19 protein-coding genes are annotated in these 14952 nt (G+C 57.4%); 10 read left to right on the forward strand and 9 right to left on the reverse strand.

From position 1 onward, the window contains the following. Nucleotide 1: 1 nt before the first annotated feature. The 6 genes from HW561_RS13605 to HW561_RS13630 all read right to left on the reverse strand — a co-directional run bounded on the left by HW561_RS13605 (nucleotide 2) and on the right by HW561_RS13630 (nucleotide 5598). Nucleotides 2-769 (reverse strand): flagellar biosynthetic protein FliR, encoded by a 768-nt coding sequence (locus HW561_RS13605; protein ID WP_176865642.1) that lies wholly within the window; start codon nucleotides 767-769, stop codon nucleotides 2-4. Beyond that, nucleotides 766-2853, reverse strand: coding sequence for a flagellar biosynthesis protein FlhA (flhA, locus tag HW561_RS13610; RefSeq protein WP_176865644.1), 2088 nt, complete (start codon nucleotides 2851-2853; stop codon nucleotides 766-768). Before flhA ends, HW561_RS13605 begins: the two co-directional genes overlap by 4 nt. 9 nt (nucleotides 2854-2862) lie before the next feature. Continuing rightward, entirely contained in the window at nucleotides 2863-3561 is a 699-nt protein-coding gene (locus tag HW561_RS13615; protein ID WP_176865646.1) for a transglycosylase SLT domain-containing protein, read from the reverse strand. A gap of 72 nt (nucleotides 3562-3633) precedes the next feature. Continuing rightward, nucleotides 3634-4062 (reverse strand): Lrp/AsnC family transcriptional regulator, encoded by a 429-nt coding sequence (locus HW561_RS13620; RefSeq protein WP_176865648.1) that lies wholly within the window; start codon nucleotides 4060-4062, stop codon nucleotides 3634-3636. Nucleotides 4063-4113: 51 nt separating this feature from the next. Continuing rightward, the gene (locus HW561_RS13625; protein WP_176865650.1) at nucleotides 4114-5331 is read right to left on the reverse strand and encodes an MFS transporter; all 1218 of its coding nucleotides are present in this window, start codon (nucleotides 5329-5331) and stop codon (nucleotides 4114-4116) included. A 3-nt stretch (nucleotides 5332-5334) separates the two neighbouring features. After that, nucleotides 5335-5598: a metal-sensing transcriptional repressor gene (locus HW561_RS13630; RefSeq protein ID WP_176865652.1), complete on the reverse strand. Its 264-nt coding sequence runs from the start codon at nucleotides 5596-5598 to the stop codon at nucleotides 5335-5337. A 134-nt stretch (nucleotides 5599-5732) separates the two neighbouring features. Here HW561_RS13630 and HW561_RS13635 point away from each other — a divergent pair, with 134 nt between their 5' ends. The 7 genes from HW561_RS13635 (at nucleotide 5733) to HW561_RS13665 (ending at nucleotide 10516) form a co-directional block, all read left to right on the forward strand. Continuing rightward, nucleotides 5733-6347 carry a ribonuclease D gene (locus HW561_RS13635; RefSeq protein ID WP_176865654.1) on the forward strand — a complete coding sequence of 205 codons (615 nt, stop codon included), beginning with the start codon at nucleotides 5733-5735 and terminating at the stop codon, nucleotides 6345-6347. Continuing rightward, on the forward strand, nucleotides 6344-7312 hold the full coding sequence (locus HW561_RS13640; protein ID WP_176865656.1) for a KpsF/GutQ family sugar-phosphate isomerase: 969 nt from the start codon (nucleotides 6344-6346) through the stop codon (nucleotides 7310-7312). Before HW561_RS13635 ends, HW561_RS13640 begins: the two co-directional genes overlap by 4 nt. Before the next feature lie 11 nt (nucleotides 7313-7323). After that, the gene (locus tag HW561_RS13645; protein ID WP_176865658.1) at nucleotides 7324-7923 is read left to right on the forward strand and encodes a hypothetical protein; all 600 of its coding nucleotides are present in this window, start codon (nucleotides 7324-7326) and stop codon (nucleotides 7921-7923) included. Nucleotides 7924-7926: 3 nt separating this feature from the next. Then, a complete protein-coding gene (locus tag HW561_RS13650) occupies nucleotides 7927-8418 on the forward strand; it encodes an LptA/OstA family protein (RefSeq protein ID WP_176865660.1) in 492 nt (163 codons plus the stop codon). After that, nucleotides 8418-9176 carry an LPS export ABC transporter ATP-binding protein gene (lptB, locus tag HW561_RS13655; protein ID WP_176865662.1) on the forward strand — a complete coding sequence of 253 codons (759 nt, stop codon included), beginning with the start codon at nucleotides 8418-8420 and terminating at the stop codon, nucleotides 9174-9176. Before HW561_RS13650 ends, lptB begins: the two co-directional genes overlap by 1 nt. A gap of 252 nt (nucleotides 9177-9428) precedes the next feature. Then, a complete protein-coding gene (gene hpf / locus HW561_RS13660; protein ID WP_176865664.1) occupies nucleotides 9429-9992 on the forward strand; it encodes a ribosome hibernation-promoting factor, HPF/YfiA family in 564 nt (187 codons plus the stop codon). Nucleotides 9993-10051: 59 nt separating this feature from the next. Further along, nucleotides 10052-10516, forward strand: coding sequence for a PTS sugar transporter subunit IIA (locus HW561_RS13665; RefSeq protein WP_176865666.1), 465 nt, complete (start codon nucleotides 10052-10054; stop codon nucleotides 10514-10516). A gap of 62 nt (nucleotides 10517-10578) precedes the next feature. Here HW561_RS13665 and dalA read toward each other — a convergent pair whose 3' ends face one another. Next, nucleotides 10579-11094, reverse strand: coding sequence for a divisome-associated lipoprotein DalA (gene dalA / locus HW561_RS13670; protein WP_176865668.1), 516 nt, complete (start codon nucleotides 11092-11094; stop codon nucleotides 10579-10581). A 169-nt stretch (nucleotides 11095-11263) separates the two neighbouring features. On the opposite strand from dalA, the gene HW561_RS13675 reads away from it, so the two are divergent. Both HW561_RS13675 and HW561_RS13680 read left to right on the forward strand, forming a co-directional pair. After that, entirely contained in the window at nucleotides 11264-11863 is a 600-nt protein-coding gene (locus tag HW561_RS13675; protein WP_176865670.1) for a L,D-transpeptidase, read from the forward strand. Nucleotides 11864-12002: 139 nt separating this feature from the next. Further along, a complete protein-coding gene (locus HW561_RS13680; RefSeq protein ID WP_085823694.1) occupies nucleotides 12003-12185 on the forward strand; it encodes a hypothetical protein in 183 nt (60 codons plus the stop codon). Nucleotides 12186-12259: 74 nt separating this feature from the next. Here HW561_RS13680 and hemH read toward each other — a convergent pair whose 3' ends face one another. Next, nucleotides 12260-13309: a ferrochelatase gene (gene hemH, locus HW561_RS13685; RefSeq protein ID WP_176865672.1), complete on the reverse strand. Its 1050-nt coding sequence runs from the start codon at nucleotides 13307-13309 to the stop codon at nucleotides 12260-12262. A gap of 56 nt (nucleotides 13310-13365) precedes the next feature. Continuing rightward, nucleotides 13366-14196 (reverse strand): class I SAM-dependent methyltransferase, encoded by an 831-nt coding sequence (locus HW561_RS13690; protein ID WP_176865674.1) that lies wholly within the window; start codon nucleotides 14194-14196, stop codon nucleotides 13366-13368. On the opposite strand from HW561_RS13690, the gene HW561_RS13695 reads away from it, so the two are divergent. Continuing rightward, a complete protein-coding gene (locus tag HW561_RS13695) occupies nucleotides 14177-14941 on the forward strand; it encodes a ComF family protein (protein ID WP_328803287.1) in 765 nt (254 codons plus the stop codon). The genes HW561_RS13690 and HW561_RS13695 overlap by 20 nt on opposite strands. Nucleotides 14942-14952 lie beyond the last annotated feature (11 nt).

Raw genomic sequence — 14952 nt, forward strand, 5'->3', positions numbered from 1 at the left:
GTCACATTCCAATCGGATTGAAGATGAAAGAAAACAGGGCATCCGCCCAAACCGACAAGATCAGTGGGGCTCCGGCGAACAGCAGAAACAAGCCGGCAAAGGTGATCGCAGGCGCGCCGACAAAGGCCACCATAAGCTGCGGCATTGCTCGGTTAATCACGCCGAGCGCCAGATTGTAGATCAAAGACGCGATGACAAAAGGGGTCGCAAGTGCAAAAGCCAGACCGAAGCTGCGCGATATCTGCAAGACGCCCCACTGCGACAGATCCGGGGCGGCCGGGGCCAAACCCATTGGAAACAGCGTGTAGCTGTGAATCAAGAACTGCGCGGCACGGATATGAAGGCCCAAGAGGACCGAAAGCGCCAGACCTGCCAGTGTCAGCAGGTAGCCCATTGCCGGAACCGGATCGACGGCTGCCCCGCCAAGAAGTTGCGACAGGGATGTGGACTGCGCGGCAATTGATCCGGCGGTCTGAAGGGCCAGAACAAACAGGCGCAATCCCATCCCGAGAGCCATTCCGACCAGGATTTCTGTCCCGACCAGACGCGCCATCGATAGCACGCTGGGTGCGACGTCCGGGGGGTGGATAGCGGGTGCAACAACTAGGGTGAATGCCCCGGCGCACCCGAGTTTTACACGGGCCGGCACGCTGCTTTCTCCAAAGGCGGGAAGCAAACTCACCAGCGCGGACACCCGAAGAAACACGGCAAACAGGTGCCACAGACCGATCCCCAGTTGCGATAACAGCTCGGGCGGCAGGGTGATCACGCCGCCACCGTGCCGACCAGAGCGGGCCTTGCCTCGAGCCCGATTTCTTCAAAAGACAGAACCGGGTTCGCGACCCCACGAGCGTGCATGATGGTGCGCAATAATCGACGTCTGCGGGTTGATGTCACGACCGCGGGGAACAGCCCATGATCGACTGATTGTGCGACGCTGTCGACAACGTTGTCGGCCAATTTGTTGAACAGATTAGGCGGCAGGGCGACGTCTAGCCCGGAATTTGGGGAGTCGATCTGGTAAGTAGCAAAAGTGTCCTCCCATTCGGGTGCCAGCTGGATCAGAGGGACTGATCCATCTTCGCGTTTCATTTCGGCAACCAGTTGAAAGCCCAACCTCTGACGAACCAGTTCGCAGATACCTTCGGGCTGCGTGGTGGTCAGTCGTGCCTCGGCCACGCTTTCCAGGATCAGGGCCATGTTGCGGATCGAGACACGCTCGTCCAGCAACAGGCGCAAGACCGCATGAAGTGTGTCAATCGGTACCTTATCCGGGATCAATTCGTCCAGCAGCTTGCGATTGGCCTCGGCCCGAACCGGATCGCTGAGCCGGGTCATCTCTGACAGCAAACGGCGCAGCGATTTCAACGTCAGCAGGCGCGAGAAGTTTTGTTTGATGATCTCCAACAGGTGTGTCGCAAGGATTTCCGGAGGGGACACAATTGTCGCGCCATTCAGGGCGGCCTCTTCCTGGTCCTTGGGCAGAATCCAACGAGCGGGTGCCCCATAGACAGGTTCGGTTACGTCATTGCCATCGGGCAGCAGATCAAGACCATCCTGCACCAGCGCCAGCACCAGATCGGGGTTCAGCACACCGCGTGCCTGCTCGACGCCCTGAACCTTGATCACGTAGGTTCCTGTGGGCAGTTCGGCGCGGTCGGTCAGGCGAATCTCAGGCAGGATCAGACCAAAGCTGGAGGCTACATAGGTTCGCATATTGGCAATGCGCGCGTCGAGCCCGGTGCCTTGATTCAGTACCATGCTTACCAGATCCGGGGCGAACTCCAGATGTACATCATCCAGATCCAGAATGTCGCCAATGGCTTGAGACACGGGCGTATCGGTCTCGGTCGCTGAGGTTTGCGCAGCGACCTCGGCAGTTTTTTGGCTCTGATGCACATAATATGCCGAGTATCCCAGAACAGCCGCACCCAGAATGAAGGGTAGAAACGGCAGGCCGGGCACCAGCGCAAATAGCACCATCAGCGTCGCAACGGTGCCTAAAGCCGCTGGGTGCCGCCCGAGTTGCGAGAAAATTGCGTTGTCCGTGGCGCCCTGTGTTCCTCCGCGGGCCAGCAGCAGGGCCGAGGCGATCGAGATGATCACAGACGGTATCTGCGAAACCAATCCGTCGCCAACTGTAAGGATGGCATAGGTTTCAAAGGCCGACGTGACGGGCATGCCATGCACGATCACGCCCATCACCAGACCCATCACCAGGTTCAGCAAAGTGATCAACAGACCAGCGACCGCATCGCCTTTGACGAACTTTGACGCCCCATCCAGCGATCCAAAAAATGTCGTCTCTTGCTGTTCCCGTTCGCGTCGTTCCTTGGCTTGCTGGTGATCAATGGCGCCGGCGGACATGTCGCTGTCGATGGCCAGCTGTTTGCCGGGCATCCCGTCCAGCGCAAAGCGCGCACCAACCTCAGCCATACGGGCGGCGCCTTTGGTGATGACCATGAAATTCACGATCAGCAGGACGCCAAACACCACAAGACCCAGAAATATGCTGCCGCCCATGACGAAGTTGGCGAACCCCTCGATCACATCCCCGGCCGCGTTGGGGCCGGTGTGCCCTTGACCGATGATCAGCTTGGTTGATGAGACATTCAGCGATAACCGCAACATCAGCGAGGCCAGCAGGATTGTCGGAAAGGACGAGAAGTCCAATGGACGTTCTATGAACAGGGTCAGGGTGAAAATCAGGATGGCCAGAGCAAAGGACGTGGCCAGCCCGACATCCAGAACCCAGGCGGGCATCGGTAGGATCATCATCACGATGACCGTCATAAGCGCCAGCGCCAGCAGGACGGTTGGCGAGAACAGGGACCGGATGTCGATATTGGGCACGCAGAGCTCCTAATTGAAAGCGATGAAGGCGGTGGCGGTGTCTGCGGCGGGCACCAATGAGCCCAATGCGCCTTGCCGGGGTTGAGACGTTTGTTGCGGGATCAGAGGTGCGGCATTTTTGGTGAAGGGATCGCGCGATATCGCCACTGCTGTTGCAACGGTGCCGCCATCCAATTGCGCCATTACAGTTTGAAAGCGCCCGCGATACGCATCGGCCAATGACTGTGTACGTGAATGATAGGCCCCGGCCGCGGCGGGCCAGGATCCGAGCTCGCCATGTAGCTCTTTCAGAAACCGGGCCGCATACGTGGCATTTTCATCCGGATCGAACATCGCGTCGATGGAGCGAAATGCCTTGCCATGCCAGCGGTAATTGACCTGAAAGCACCCCACATCAAAGCTGCGCTTCCCAGCCTTGAAGATTTTGAAAACATAGGACTTGGCTTCGATTTCAGAGGTGAACCAATACCCTTGTCCCTCGACATTGATCGTCCAGGGCCACGGTTGCAGTTGGCCGTCGCGTGTGCGTCCTGTCTCCACCCGCGATATCGCCTGCAAGACCTTCAGAGGCACGTCTTCGGACAGCGCAGCGCGGCGGGCCGCCTGATCGCATAACGCATCAGTGCGTGCATCCGGCATGGCAAAACCCGCCTGTGCCATCAGCACCTGCGTCAACAAAAGGGAAATCAGGATCTTGCGATTTGGCATTCTGCCGGTCCGGGATTTGATATGTCCGGGCCAAGCTAGCCAATCATTGGTTTACAGCGGGTTATCGGCTTGTCATTTTCGGTCGATGCGCCGACCGAATACAATGCTGGTGTTTGTGCGCAGGACACCGGGGATTTTAGCCAGATCATCTACCAGAATATCCAGGTCTTCGATTCTCGGGGCCTCGGCCGAGAGCAGCAGGTCAAACTCACCATTGATCGACAGGCAACGTTTGACTTCCGGATACGCCTCGAGCCGCTTGATGATGCGCGTGGTTTCTTTTTGCTGAACTTCCAGCAGGACAACGACCTGAACGCGTGGCGCGTCTTCGGAGCTACTCAAAACCACGGAATAGCCCGCGATCACCCCGCGCTCTTCCATCCGGTTGATCCGTTCATGCACCGTGGTCCGGGCCACACCCAGTTTTGCAGCGATCTTGGTGGTCGACTCACGGGCATTGTATTGCAGGGCGGCGATGATGCGGCGGTCAAGCTGATCCATGGGGTCTCCGACATGGGGTCGCTTTGGTTTAGTGCAGATTTGTGCCTGTACTCAAGGCCGGTGCGATACCGGGGTCTGGTCGGAACGTGGCCAAATCGCCAACGCTACGACAAGGCCGGGCACCGCAATGATGGTCATCCACGTCAGTGCGACGGTTACTCCGAACCGGGTCATCAGCCAACCAGCCAGCGGATAAAGCACCAGCCAACAGGCGTGAGACAGTGTGAACTGAGCGGCAAAGACGGCAGGCCGGTCCTCGGGCCGGGCGGATCGTGTTAGTAGTCGGCCCGATGGTGTGAGGGTCACGGAATACCCGAACCCCACACACGCCCAAAGTGCCGTCAGCAGCATCAAAGACATTGAACCGATTGTCAAAACTGCCGATGTGGCCATCGCCACCGTTCCAATTGCGGCGCCCACCATCATGACCCGGCGGTCTTCAAACCTATCCAGAAGGGGTGGCAAGGAAAAAGCGGCCAACATGGAACCGCCACCAAAGCCCGCCAGTGCAATCGCCACGGCGCTTTCGGACAATCCCAGATCAGTGCGTACGATCACCACTGTGTTGACGATGACCATCGCGCTCAGCGCGGCAGCAGTCCAGCTGAGGGCCAGCAACCCGCGCAAGCGAGGCGTGGCGAGGTACAGGCGGATTCCGCGCGTAGTGCGATCATAGATACCCCTTCGTTCGGTCGCCTTGGGCGAGGGCAGGACAACGGACACCACCAAAAGCGCTGAGGCCACGAACCCCAGGCTGGTCCCCAGGAACAGGGTATCGAAGCTGACAAAGATCAGTAGCGCCGCCGCCAGTATCGGGCTCAGCAAGCTTTCCATATCGACCGCCAGTCGGGACAGGGACAGGGCGCGCGTATAGTCATGTTCGTCCGTAAGGACATCGGGGATCGTGGCCTGAAACGCGGGGGTGAACCCGGCGGATGCGGATTGCAACACAAAGATCAGGACGTAGACCTGCCAGATTTCGGTTACGAAGGGCAGACAGAGCGCGACGGTCGCGCGCACCAGATCCAGTATCACCAGCATCTTGCGCCGGTCGAGCTGTTGGGCGAAGGCTGCCGCCAAGGGCGCAATTCCGACATAGGCTACCATTTTGATGGTTAATGCGGTGCCCAACACTAGCCCTGCGGAAGCTCCGGCCAGATCATAGGCCAAAAGTCCCAGGGCGATCGTGGCCAGACCAGTCCCCGTCAGAGCAACAATTTGCGCCGCCAGCAGGTGGCGATAAGTACGGTTTTGCAGAATGCCGAGCATTGATCACAAATACTTCGTGATGGTTTTGAAGTCTTCGACATTCGACGCTTCGTTTTCGCCCTGAGGCGTCAGACAATGATCGATATGATCGTGGATCAGAACACGTTTTGCATTGGTTATTGCTTTTTCGACTGCAAAAAGTTGTTGGGCGATATCCGAACAAGGTGCCTGATCTTCAAGCATTGTGATGACTTTTGCCAAGTGCCCATGCGCTCGCTTTAGGCGCGCGGTGATCTGAGGGTGAGACTGATGTGTGTGATTCTTCATGCTTTATCCCTATCCTCCCCATAGGGATAAAATCAAGTTTGGCGGCATCGGTTGGCCGGTGCCCAGCCGACAGCGTTGAGTTTGTGTGCCAAACCTCCTATCTCGGGGTCGATACGGCTCAAAGGAACATTCGCGTGGCGAACCACTTGTACAAAAATGATCTGCCGGACGGGTTGGATATGGGTCCTGTTGTGGCCATTGATTGCGAAACCATGGGTTTGAATCCGCACCGAGATCGACTCTGCGTGATTCAGATGTCAGGCGGCGACGGCAACAGCCACATCATTCAGGTGGAAAAGGGGCAGACCGCTGCGCCGAACCTGTGCGCTATGCTGGAAAATCCGGATGTGCTGAAGCTGTTCCATTTCGGGCGTTTCGATATCGCCGCGATGTACAATGCCTTTGGCGCCTTGGCTGCACCGGTCTATTGCACCAAGATCGCCAGCCGTCTGGTGCGGACCTATACTGACCGACATGGGCTGAAGAACCTGTGTCAGGAACTGATTGGCGTCGATATTTCCAAACAACAGCAGATGAGCGATTGGGGGGCGGAATCCCTGACCGAGGCCCAATTGGATTATGCGGCGTCCGACGTGCTTTACCTGCACCGCTTGCGGGATGAGTTGAACAAACGGCTGGCCCGTGAGGATCGGATCGAAATGGCGCAGGCCTGTTTTGATTTCCTGCCGATGCGTGCGAAACTGGACCTCGCAGGCTGGCCCGAAACGGATATTTTTGCGCACTCATGACTGACAATGAATCATTTCTGAAAACCGCGCGACAGGTCATCACGGATGAAGCCCGCGCGCTGGATGTTCTGGCCGAAAGCCTGGGTGAAGACTTTGCCGAAGCCGTGCAGCTGATTTTGCAGGCGCCGGGTCGCATCATCATCAGTGGAATCGGAAAATCCGGCCATATTGGGCACAAGATCGCGGCAACGCTGGCCAGCACGGGCACGCCAGCCTATTTCGTGCACCCGGCCGAGGCGAGCCACGGTGATCTTGGCATGGTGTCCAAGGGCGACGTTGTTCTGGCGATCTCGAATTCGGGTGAGGCGCCCGAGCTGGCCAATCTGTTGGCCTTTACCCGCCGCTTTGGCATTCCGCTGATCGGGTTGTCGAGCAAGCCTGAAAGCACCCTGATGAAGCAGGCGGATGTGCATCTGCTGATTCCGTCTCTGGGTGAGGCTTGCGGTTTTGGCATGGTGCCGTCGATCTCGACGACACTCACGCTCGCGATGGGGGATGCGCTGGCGATTGCGCTGATGAAATATCGTGACTTCAAGCCTGAGGATTTCCGTGCCTTCCACCCTGGCGGCAAGCTGGGTGCGCGGCTCAGCACCGTGCAGGATCTCATGCATACCGGTGCAGCGCTGCCCCTTGTGGCTGCTGACACTCCGATGAGCGGCGCTCTGATCGAGATCAGCCAGAAAGGGTTCGGTGTGGCAGGTGTCACCGATGCAAAGGGCCGACTGGCGGGCATCATTACTGACGGAGACTTGCGACGCCACATGGATGGGCTGCTGGACAAAACGACCGAAGAAGTCATGACCCAAAACCCTACGACTATCTCACCGGGGGCTTTGGCCGAAGAGGCGGTAGCGATCATGAACGATCACAAGATCACATCCTTGTTTGTCGTTGATCCGGACGCGGCGGGACAGGCGCAAGGGCTGCTGCACATCCATGACTGCTTGCGCGTCGGATTGGGCTGAGGGAGGCTGAGGTGGACCGATATTCCCGCATGGTGCAGTTCCTCAAGGTGCTGCTGCCGCTTGCGGCAATTCTGATGCTGTCCACTGTCTTTCTGTTGTCGCGCAGCATTGAAACCAACGTCTCGGTTCCGTTCACGCAACAAGACATTGACGAACGTCTCGCGGGGCAGGTGGTCACGCAGCCAAATTATCGCGGCACCACCCGCAAAGGCGAGGATGTCCAGATCGAGGCCACACAGGCCACGCAGGGCACCAACGGCTCTGTCCCAACGGCGTCAGAGTTTCAGGGTCGCTTCGGGCTGTTGAGCGGCGGGATTATCACACTGGACTCGAATTCGGGTCTGATCCGGCCCGACCAAGGGACAGCAACCTTTGTCGGAGATGTGGTCATCACCACCACCGACGGCATTCAGGTCACAACGGATCTCCTCAATACATCGCTGGACGAAATTCGGGGCGACACACCGGGACAGGTGAACGGAACCGGAGTTATCGGTGATTTTTCAGCGGGTCGAATGACGTTTGGAACTGAAAAAAAGGACGGCCCGGTCCATATTCTTTTTACAGATGGCGTGAAGCTGGTATATGAGCCAACAAAAGCAGAAAGATAACCTGTGTTCAATTTTCGTTTAGTCCTTTTGTGTCTTGCCCTGGTAACGGGTGCTGTTTCTGCAACTGCGCAGGAAACGCAGGTGGCGTTCGGTTCCACCAAAGCCGACCCCAGCCAACCGGTCGAGGTGACCTCGGACACCCTCAATGTGAATCAGGAAGACGGTTCGGCCGAGTTTGTCGGCAACGTGATCGTCATTCAGGGCGAAATGCGGCTGACCGCCGCCCGGGTTCTTGTGATCTACAACCAGGAACGCTCGGCCATCGAACGGATGGAGGCGACCGAAGATGTGGTTCTGGTCAGCCCACCCGATGCAGCCGAGGGCGATTGGGCGGAATACACCATCGATTCCGGTGTTATCGTGATGAAGGGGAACGTGTTGCTGACACAAGGTCCCAGCATCATCAGCGGCGATCAGATGATCGCGAACCTGACAACGGGCACTGCAACCATGGCAGGCCGGGTCAAGACGATTCTGCAGCAAGGCAACAACTGATGGCCCGACCCAATCTCTCAGTTGCTGAAGGCAGTTCGGGCCTCAGGATTGAAAAGCTGCGCAAATCCTACCGAAAGAAGACCGTGATCCGCGAGGTCTCGATGACGCTCGACCGATCCGAGGTTGTGGCGTTGCTGGGGCCTAACGGCTCGGGCAAGACCACGACATTCTATTCCGTGGCTGGGCTGGTGTTTCCTGAAGCGGGCAGCGTCACGATTGACGGGCAAAATGTCACGACCCTGCCAATGTACCGCCGCGCGCGTATGGGCATTGGGTATTTGCCGCAGGAGATGTCGATCTTTCGCGGTATGAGCGTCGAAGACAATATCGCCGCCGTTTTGGATATTACCGTCAGCCACCCCCACCGCCGCAAAGAACGGCTGGAGGAACTGCTGTCGGACTTCTCGATCGAACATCTGCGCCGCGCACCAGCGTTAGCCCTGTCAGGTGGGGAACGCCGCCGGGTTGAAATTGCGCGCTGCCTGGCCGCCGATCCGAAATACCTGTTGCTGGATGAGCCTTTTGCCGGTGTCGATCCGATCAGCGTTGGGGATATCCGGCATCTGGTGGCAGATCTTAAAAAACGCGGTATCGGTGTTCTGATCACTGACCACAACGTGCGGGAAACGCTGGAAATCGTCGACCGCGCCTACATCCTGCATGACGGTCAGGTGCTGATGTCGGGCACACCTGACGAAGTTGTCGAAAACGAAAATGTGCGCCGCGTGTATCTGGGCGAAAACTTCCGAATTTCATGAGCTTGCGCGGGTTTGCGCCGGCTGCATGCCGGAAATCGCGTATATACACACCTGTTTTGATTGACTCTCCCGCCGTCTCTTGCCTCAATTGGGATATGGCATTTCCTCGGTTCCAGACAGGATCTCGATGTCCCTTCGGTGAAGGGCTAGAACAACGGCAACCGCAGAAAATGTCGATACCCCCCACCCGATAAAAACAAGTTCGTCACGTGATGTGACGTCAGAATGGGTGTGAATTGTGAAGGAGATCACATGCGTTACCAAATCAGCGGAAAACAGATCGACATCGGCGCGGCCCTGCAAACCCATGTGCAGACCGAGCTGGGCGAGGTCGTGGGCAAATATGCTCAGCGTCCGACAGACGCCAACGTCGTCTTTTCCCGTTCAGCGCATGAATATGTATGCGAAACCACAGTGCATCTTTCCACGGGTCTGACGGCGCAGGCCAAGGCCCACGCAACCGAAATCTATGCGGCGTTCGAGGGCTGCTGCGCCAAGATGGAAACCCAACTGCGCCGCTACAAGCGCCGCCTCAAGGACCATCACAAGGATCGGTCCGAACCGGTTGAACTCTTTGGGGCGTCCTCTTATATCCTCGCCTCTGACGAATCGGATACGGCCGCCGAACCGGAATCGCTGCAGCCCATGATTGTGGCTGAGATGGAAACAAAGATCCCATCGCTCAGTGTTGGTGAGGCCGTCATGCAGATGGAACTTGCTGGTGCTCCGGTACTGGTGTTCAGAAATGAAAACAAGGACGGGTTGAATGTCGTATATCGTCGGGAAGACGGTAATATCGGCTGGATCGATCCGTAACAGGCAATGATAACAAGGCAGGCCCCTGCGCGGCAGGGGCATTGCCATGGAGCGTGATCATGGAGCTTTCGAGCATACTGAAGCCCGAAGCAGTACGTGTGTTGTCCGCCGCTTCCAGCAAGAAGCGGTTGTTTCAGGAAATCGGCGAAGTTGCGGCCGCTACTCTGGGTCTTGAGGCTCAGATCGTGGTCGATTGCCTGTTGGAACGCGAAAGCCTCGGACCCACAGGCGTGGGCCATGGCGTAGCGTTGCCGCACGCCCGCCTGTCCGAGCTTGAAGCGGTCTCGGGTGTGTTTGTGATGCTGGAGAAACCTATCGATTTCGGATCGGTCGACCGTCAACCGGTGGATATCGCGTTTTCCTTGTTTGCGCCTGAAGAAGCAGGCGTCGATCATCTGAAGGCTTTGGCGCTGGTGTCCCGGACACTGCGCGACACCTCGGTTTGTGCCAAGCTTCGGGCGAACCCTGATCCGGTCAAGCTTTACGCGATTCTGACCGAAGCTCAGTCGATGCAGGCGGCGTGAACCCCTGAAACAAAAAAGCCCCCGAAATCCGGGGGCTTTTTTGTATCCAGAGGTGGCGCTGATCAGCCACCACTTCCCATTTCCAATGTCCACCAGATTTTGCCGCCACCCTCTTGGTGCCAGGCAAAGCCCATTTGTGTAGCCTTTGGATCCATGATGACCGATCGCGGTCCTGACTCCTGCATCCACGCAGCCAGTGTCTCGGTCTCGGTTTCATAGGTTTCCGAAATTGCCTCACCCAGGAACGTCCCGTAATATCCGACACGCGCGGCCCGATCTATCGGCGAAGAGCCGTCGGAACCAAAGTGCCAGGGGCGATTTTGCCGGGCCATATCCTTGGCGTGCGTAGCCGCCGCCGCATTCAGCTGTGAATTCAGTTGAACAGATTGCAGCCCTTGCGCCTGCCGCAGCGCGTTGACCGAATCAAGCATGCGAAACTGAAGTTTTTCGGGATTACCCCGAATCTTGTAGACCGTCGGCAGTGGACGACCGTCAGAGCCATATGTCGGGGTGGAACTATCCGTACATGCCGCCAGAGCGACAAAGCAAATCAATAGTAAAGAAAGGATACGCGTCATGATCGACCTGATTATTGTGTCAATTACGGGCATAGCGCGCCTGACAGTCCGGAGCAAACGTGCAATGGCTATAACTTGCGTGATTCTGCCGGTTTGATTTGCGACTGAAGCATTCTGGCAATAAAATGGGTCAGATTTTCAGTTTCGTCTTAGAAAAGGACCGCCTGTCATGGTCAAGAAATGCATTTCCCCTTCGAGCCGCCGTGGGTTTCTGGTCGGCGCGTCGGCCCTGTTGGCATCACCTGCGATTGCGCAATACACCCCGGGGGATCCTCTGAGACCCGCGCCCGAACTGGAACCGGCTGTCCGTCGCAATGTTTCGGGTTTCCGGGCCCTAGACTGGCAGACCTACTTCTCGAACACCCGGAATGGAGCCATTCTGGTCGATACGGTATCTCGGGCGCTGCATTATTGGTCAGATGACCAATCCGTGTACAAACTATACCCATCTTCGGTGCCATTGACCGAAGAAATGACGCGTCGCGGGCGTACAAGCGTCATTCGGAAGGTCGACGGCCCAAGTTGGGCACCTACCCCATCGATGAAGAAAAGAAATCCCGAATGGCCGGATTACATTCCACCCGGACCAGATAACCCATTGGGAACGCATGCTTTATATTTGGGTTGGAAATATTACCGCATCCATGGAACGCATGACACGCGCAAGATCGGACGAAGGTCGTCCAATGGCTGCATCGGTCTGTTCAATGAGGATATCGCCGAGCTGTTTTCTATGGCGAAAGTCGGCACGCAAGTGTTGCTAATTTGACGACATTTTCGCGCACGAACCCGCTTGCGGCGCAAGTTGCAATTGCAATCCCGGCGCATTGCTGATTAGAAAAAACCACGAGGTAAGTCTTAGGTGTGTGGTTCCGGGTAAAGGAATCGCGCAAATTCTGGAGGTTAATATGAAAAAACTCGTTCTCGCCGCTGCTCTGACTGCTGCTGCTTCGACGGCTTATGCCGGTAACTTGGAAGAGCCGATTGTTGAAGCACCTGTCGTTGTTGAAGAAACTCAAGGTTCTTCGCAGGGCATCCTGCTGCCGCTGATTCTGCTGGTCGTTGTTGCCGCAGCTGTTGCAGCAAGCTAATTCGACGAGCGTTATCCAGAGAAAAGGCGGTGGATCTTTCCACCGCCTTTTTTCACACCTGATTGGTGCCTGTCTTAATCAAGCCAGCCCCGCAGGTTGTTTTCGATGATCGTGCCAAGTGCTGCGATATGCGAATCATCGTCGTTGAGGCAGGGAATATAGGTAAACTCCTCGCCCCCCGCTTCCTCAAAGCTTTCTTTTATCTCTTCGTTGATCTCTTCCAGCGTTTCGATGCAATCGGCAGAGAAAGCCGGGGCGATGACAGCAATGTTCTTTTTGCCCTGACGCGCCAGTTCGGCCACGTGATCCACGGTATAGGGTTTCAACCAATCTTCGGGGCCGAAACGCGACTGAAAGGTTGAGATAATTCGATCACCCGACCAGCCTAAACGCTCTTTCAAGAGTCTCGAGGTTTTTACGCACTGGCAGTGATAGGGATCGCCCTGCTGTAAATAGCGTTCCGGCATTCCGTGATAGGAACAGACAAGGATATCGGGTTTGGTGTCCATTGCCGCATAGGCGCGCTCGACTGATTGCGCGAGTGCTGCAATGTAGGTCGGTTCGTCGTAATAGGCCGGAACGGTGCGACTGGCGGGTTGCCAGGCTTCCTCCATCAACGCGCGAAAGAATTGATCGTTTGCCGTAGCTGTCGTGGCGCCTGCATAGTGCGGGTACAGCGGGAAAAACAGGATGCGATCACAGCCTTCGGCCACCATCTGCCGGACTTTGGATTTGGTAGACGGATTGCCATAGCGCATGCAGAAATCGACCATGACCTGATCGCCAAAGCGCGTCCGCATTGTGTCGCGCAGTTTTGCAGTCTGTTCTTTGGTGATGGTCATCAGCGGGCTTTCGCCCTGGTCATGGTTCCAAATGGACTTGTAAGCCTCGCCCGAGCTGAAGGGACGCTTTGTCAGGATGATTGATTGCAGGATCGGTTGCCATTTCCACGCGGGGTAGTCGATCACACGGCGATCTGACAGGAACTCGTTCAGATACCGCCGCATTGGCCAATAGGTATAGTCATCCGGTGTGCCCAGATTGGCCAGCAGGATGCCAACGCGCCCCATTTTTACTTTGGGGTGATCGGCTGGTGCATGCGCGGGGCGGATGGCGTCAAACATATGGGCATTCCTGAATTTAAATGGTCTGGCCTGAGATAAAGGGAAATGTTCGCTCGTCAATCGGGCAGTTTGCCCTCATTCGTGCGCAGGGCGTCGGCAAGGCGCATCCGGGCCGAGCCCGGACGCATCGGTTTGGGTTGGCTGGCATCGGGGGACCAGCCGGTCAGGCAGATCAACTCGAAGGTGGCGGGTAGACGCCCTTCGGGTGTTGCGAAGTGGTCGCGGTAAATCTGCTGTGCTCTGTCGAACACCTTTCGCCGCGTTGGACGCATTAGGCGATCTGACAGGATATTTGTCTCGGCCATCGCCCGCAGATCGTGCATCAGATGGAACAGATCGCGATATTCCGCTGTCAGCGGGGCTGCATCGGCCACGGGCAATGCCAAGCCTGCGCGCTGCAACAAAGCCCCCAGATCGCGTAGTTCGGCCATGGGGGCGATGCGGGGGCTGAGCCCGCCGGTGACCTCGATTTCGGCCTGTCCCAGCGCAGAGCGCATCTGATGCAGGGTTTCCCCACCCAAACAGACAGCTAGCAACAACCCGTCAGGGCGCAAGGCGCGGTGGCATTGGATCAATTGCCCGACCGGATCGTTTGCCCAATGCAAGGCCATGGCGTGGATCACCAGATCATGCGCGCCCGGGATCAGGTCCAGAACCTCGACATCTTCCACAATCACGGCTCCGGGCAGCACGTCCTGCCAGATATGCGGGAAACCAGTCACAATCGCTGGCGCCATAAAGGATCTGTTAACCAAGGACAGCCGATCCTGCACTTCATCAACAGCAGCACGGTGCAGGAACAGGGCATCGTCCTGCGCGCGGGCGCGTCGGCGAGATAGGGTCTCGCGGTCAAACAGTGAGGGTGCAGTGGACGCAGGCAGTTTCATACGCCGCAAGTATCGCATTTGGCAGCAAGTTCAAACCGCTGTCGAGCTGATCTATCCGCCCAGATGCCTGGGCTGCGGCAATCTGACAGAATCAGATTTCGGCCTGTGCGGGTCATGTTGGCGCGACACGCCTTTTATCGGCGGTGCCGTCTGCGATAGCTGCGGCGCGCCTGTGCCCGGAAACGCGGATGGTCATCGCATCGAATGTGACGATTGCCTGAAAACGCCTCGGCCCTGGCGTGATGGGCGGGCAGCCTTGTTGTATCAGGCGCGCGCCCGGTCGCTGGTCCTGTCTCTGAAACACGGCGATCGGCCCGAACTGGCCCGACCTGCATCGCGCTGGATGGCGCAAGCCGGGCGCGCGTTGTTTCGGCCCGACATGCTGATTGCGCCGGTCCCGTTGCATTGGTCTCGCTTGATCAAGCGGAGGTACAATCAGTCGGCCTTGCTGGCCCAACATCTGGGGCGGGAAACGGGTTTGGACGTTTGCCCCGATCTGCTGGAGCGTCGGGTGCGGACACCGGTACTGGACGGCAAGACCGCTGCAGAACGCGCGGAAACCCTGTCGGGAGTAATTTCCCCGCATGCCAAACGAAAACGCAAGATGCAGGGGCGGGATGTGCTGTTGGTCGATGATGTCATGACCTCGGGGGCGACGCTGGCCGCATGTACGCAAGCTTGTGCGACAGCCGGGGCAAATCATATTTTCGTGTTGGTACTGGCGCGCGTTGCCAAGGATGCCTAATTCGCCGAAGG

The sequence above is a fragment of the Ruegeria haliotis genome (assembly GCF_013377785.1).
Taxonomy (GTDB): domain Bacteria; phylum Pseudomonadota; class Alphaproteobacteria; order Rhodobacterales; family Rhodobacteraceae; genus Ruegeria; species Ruegeria haliotis.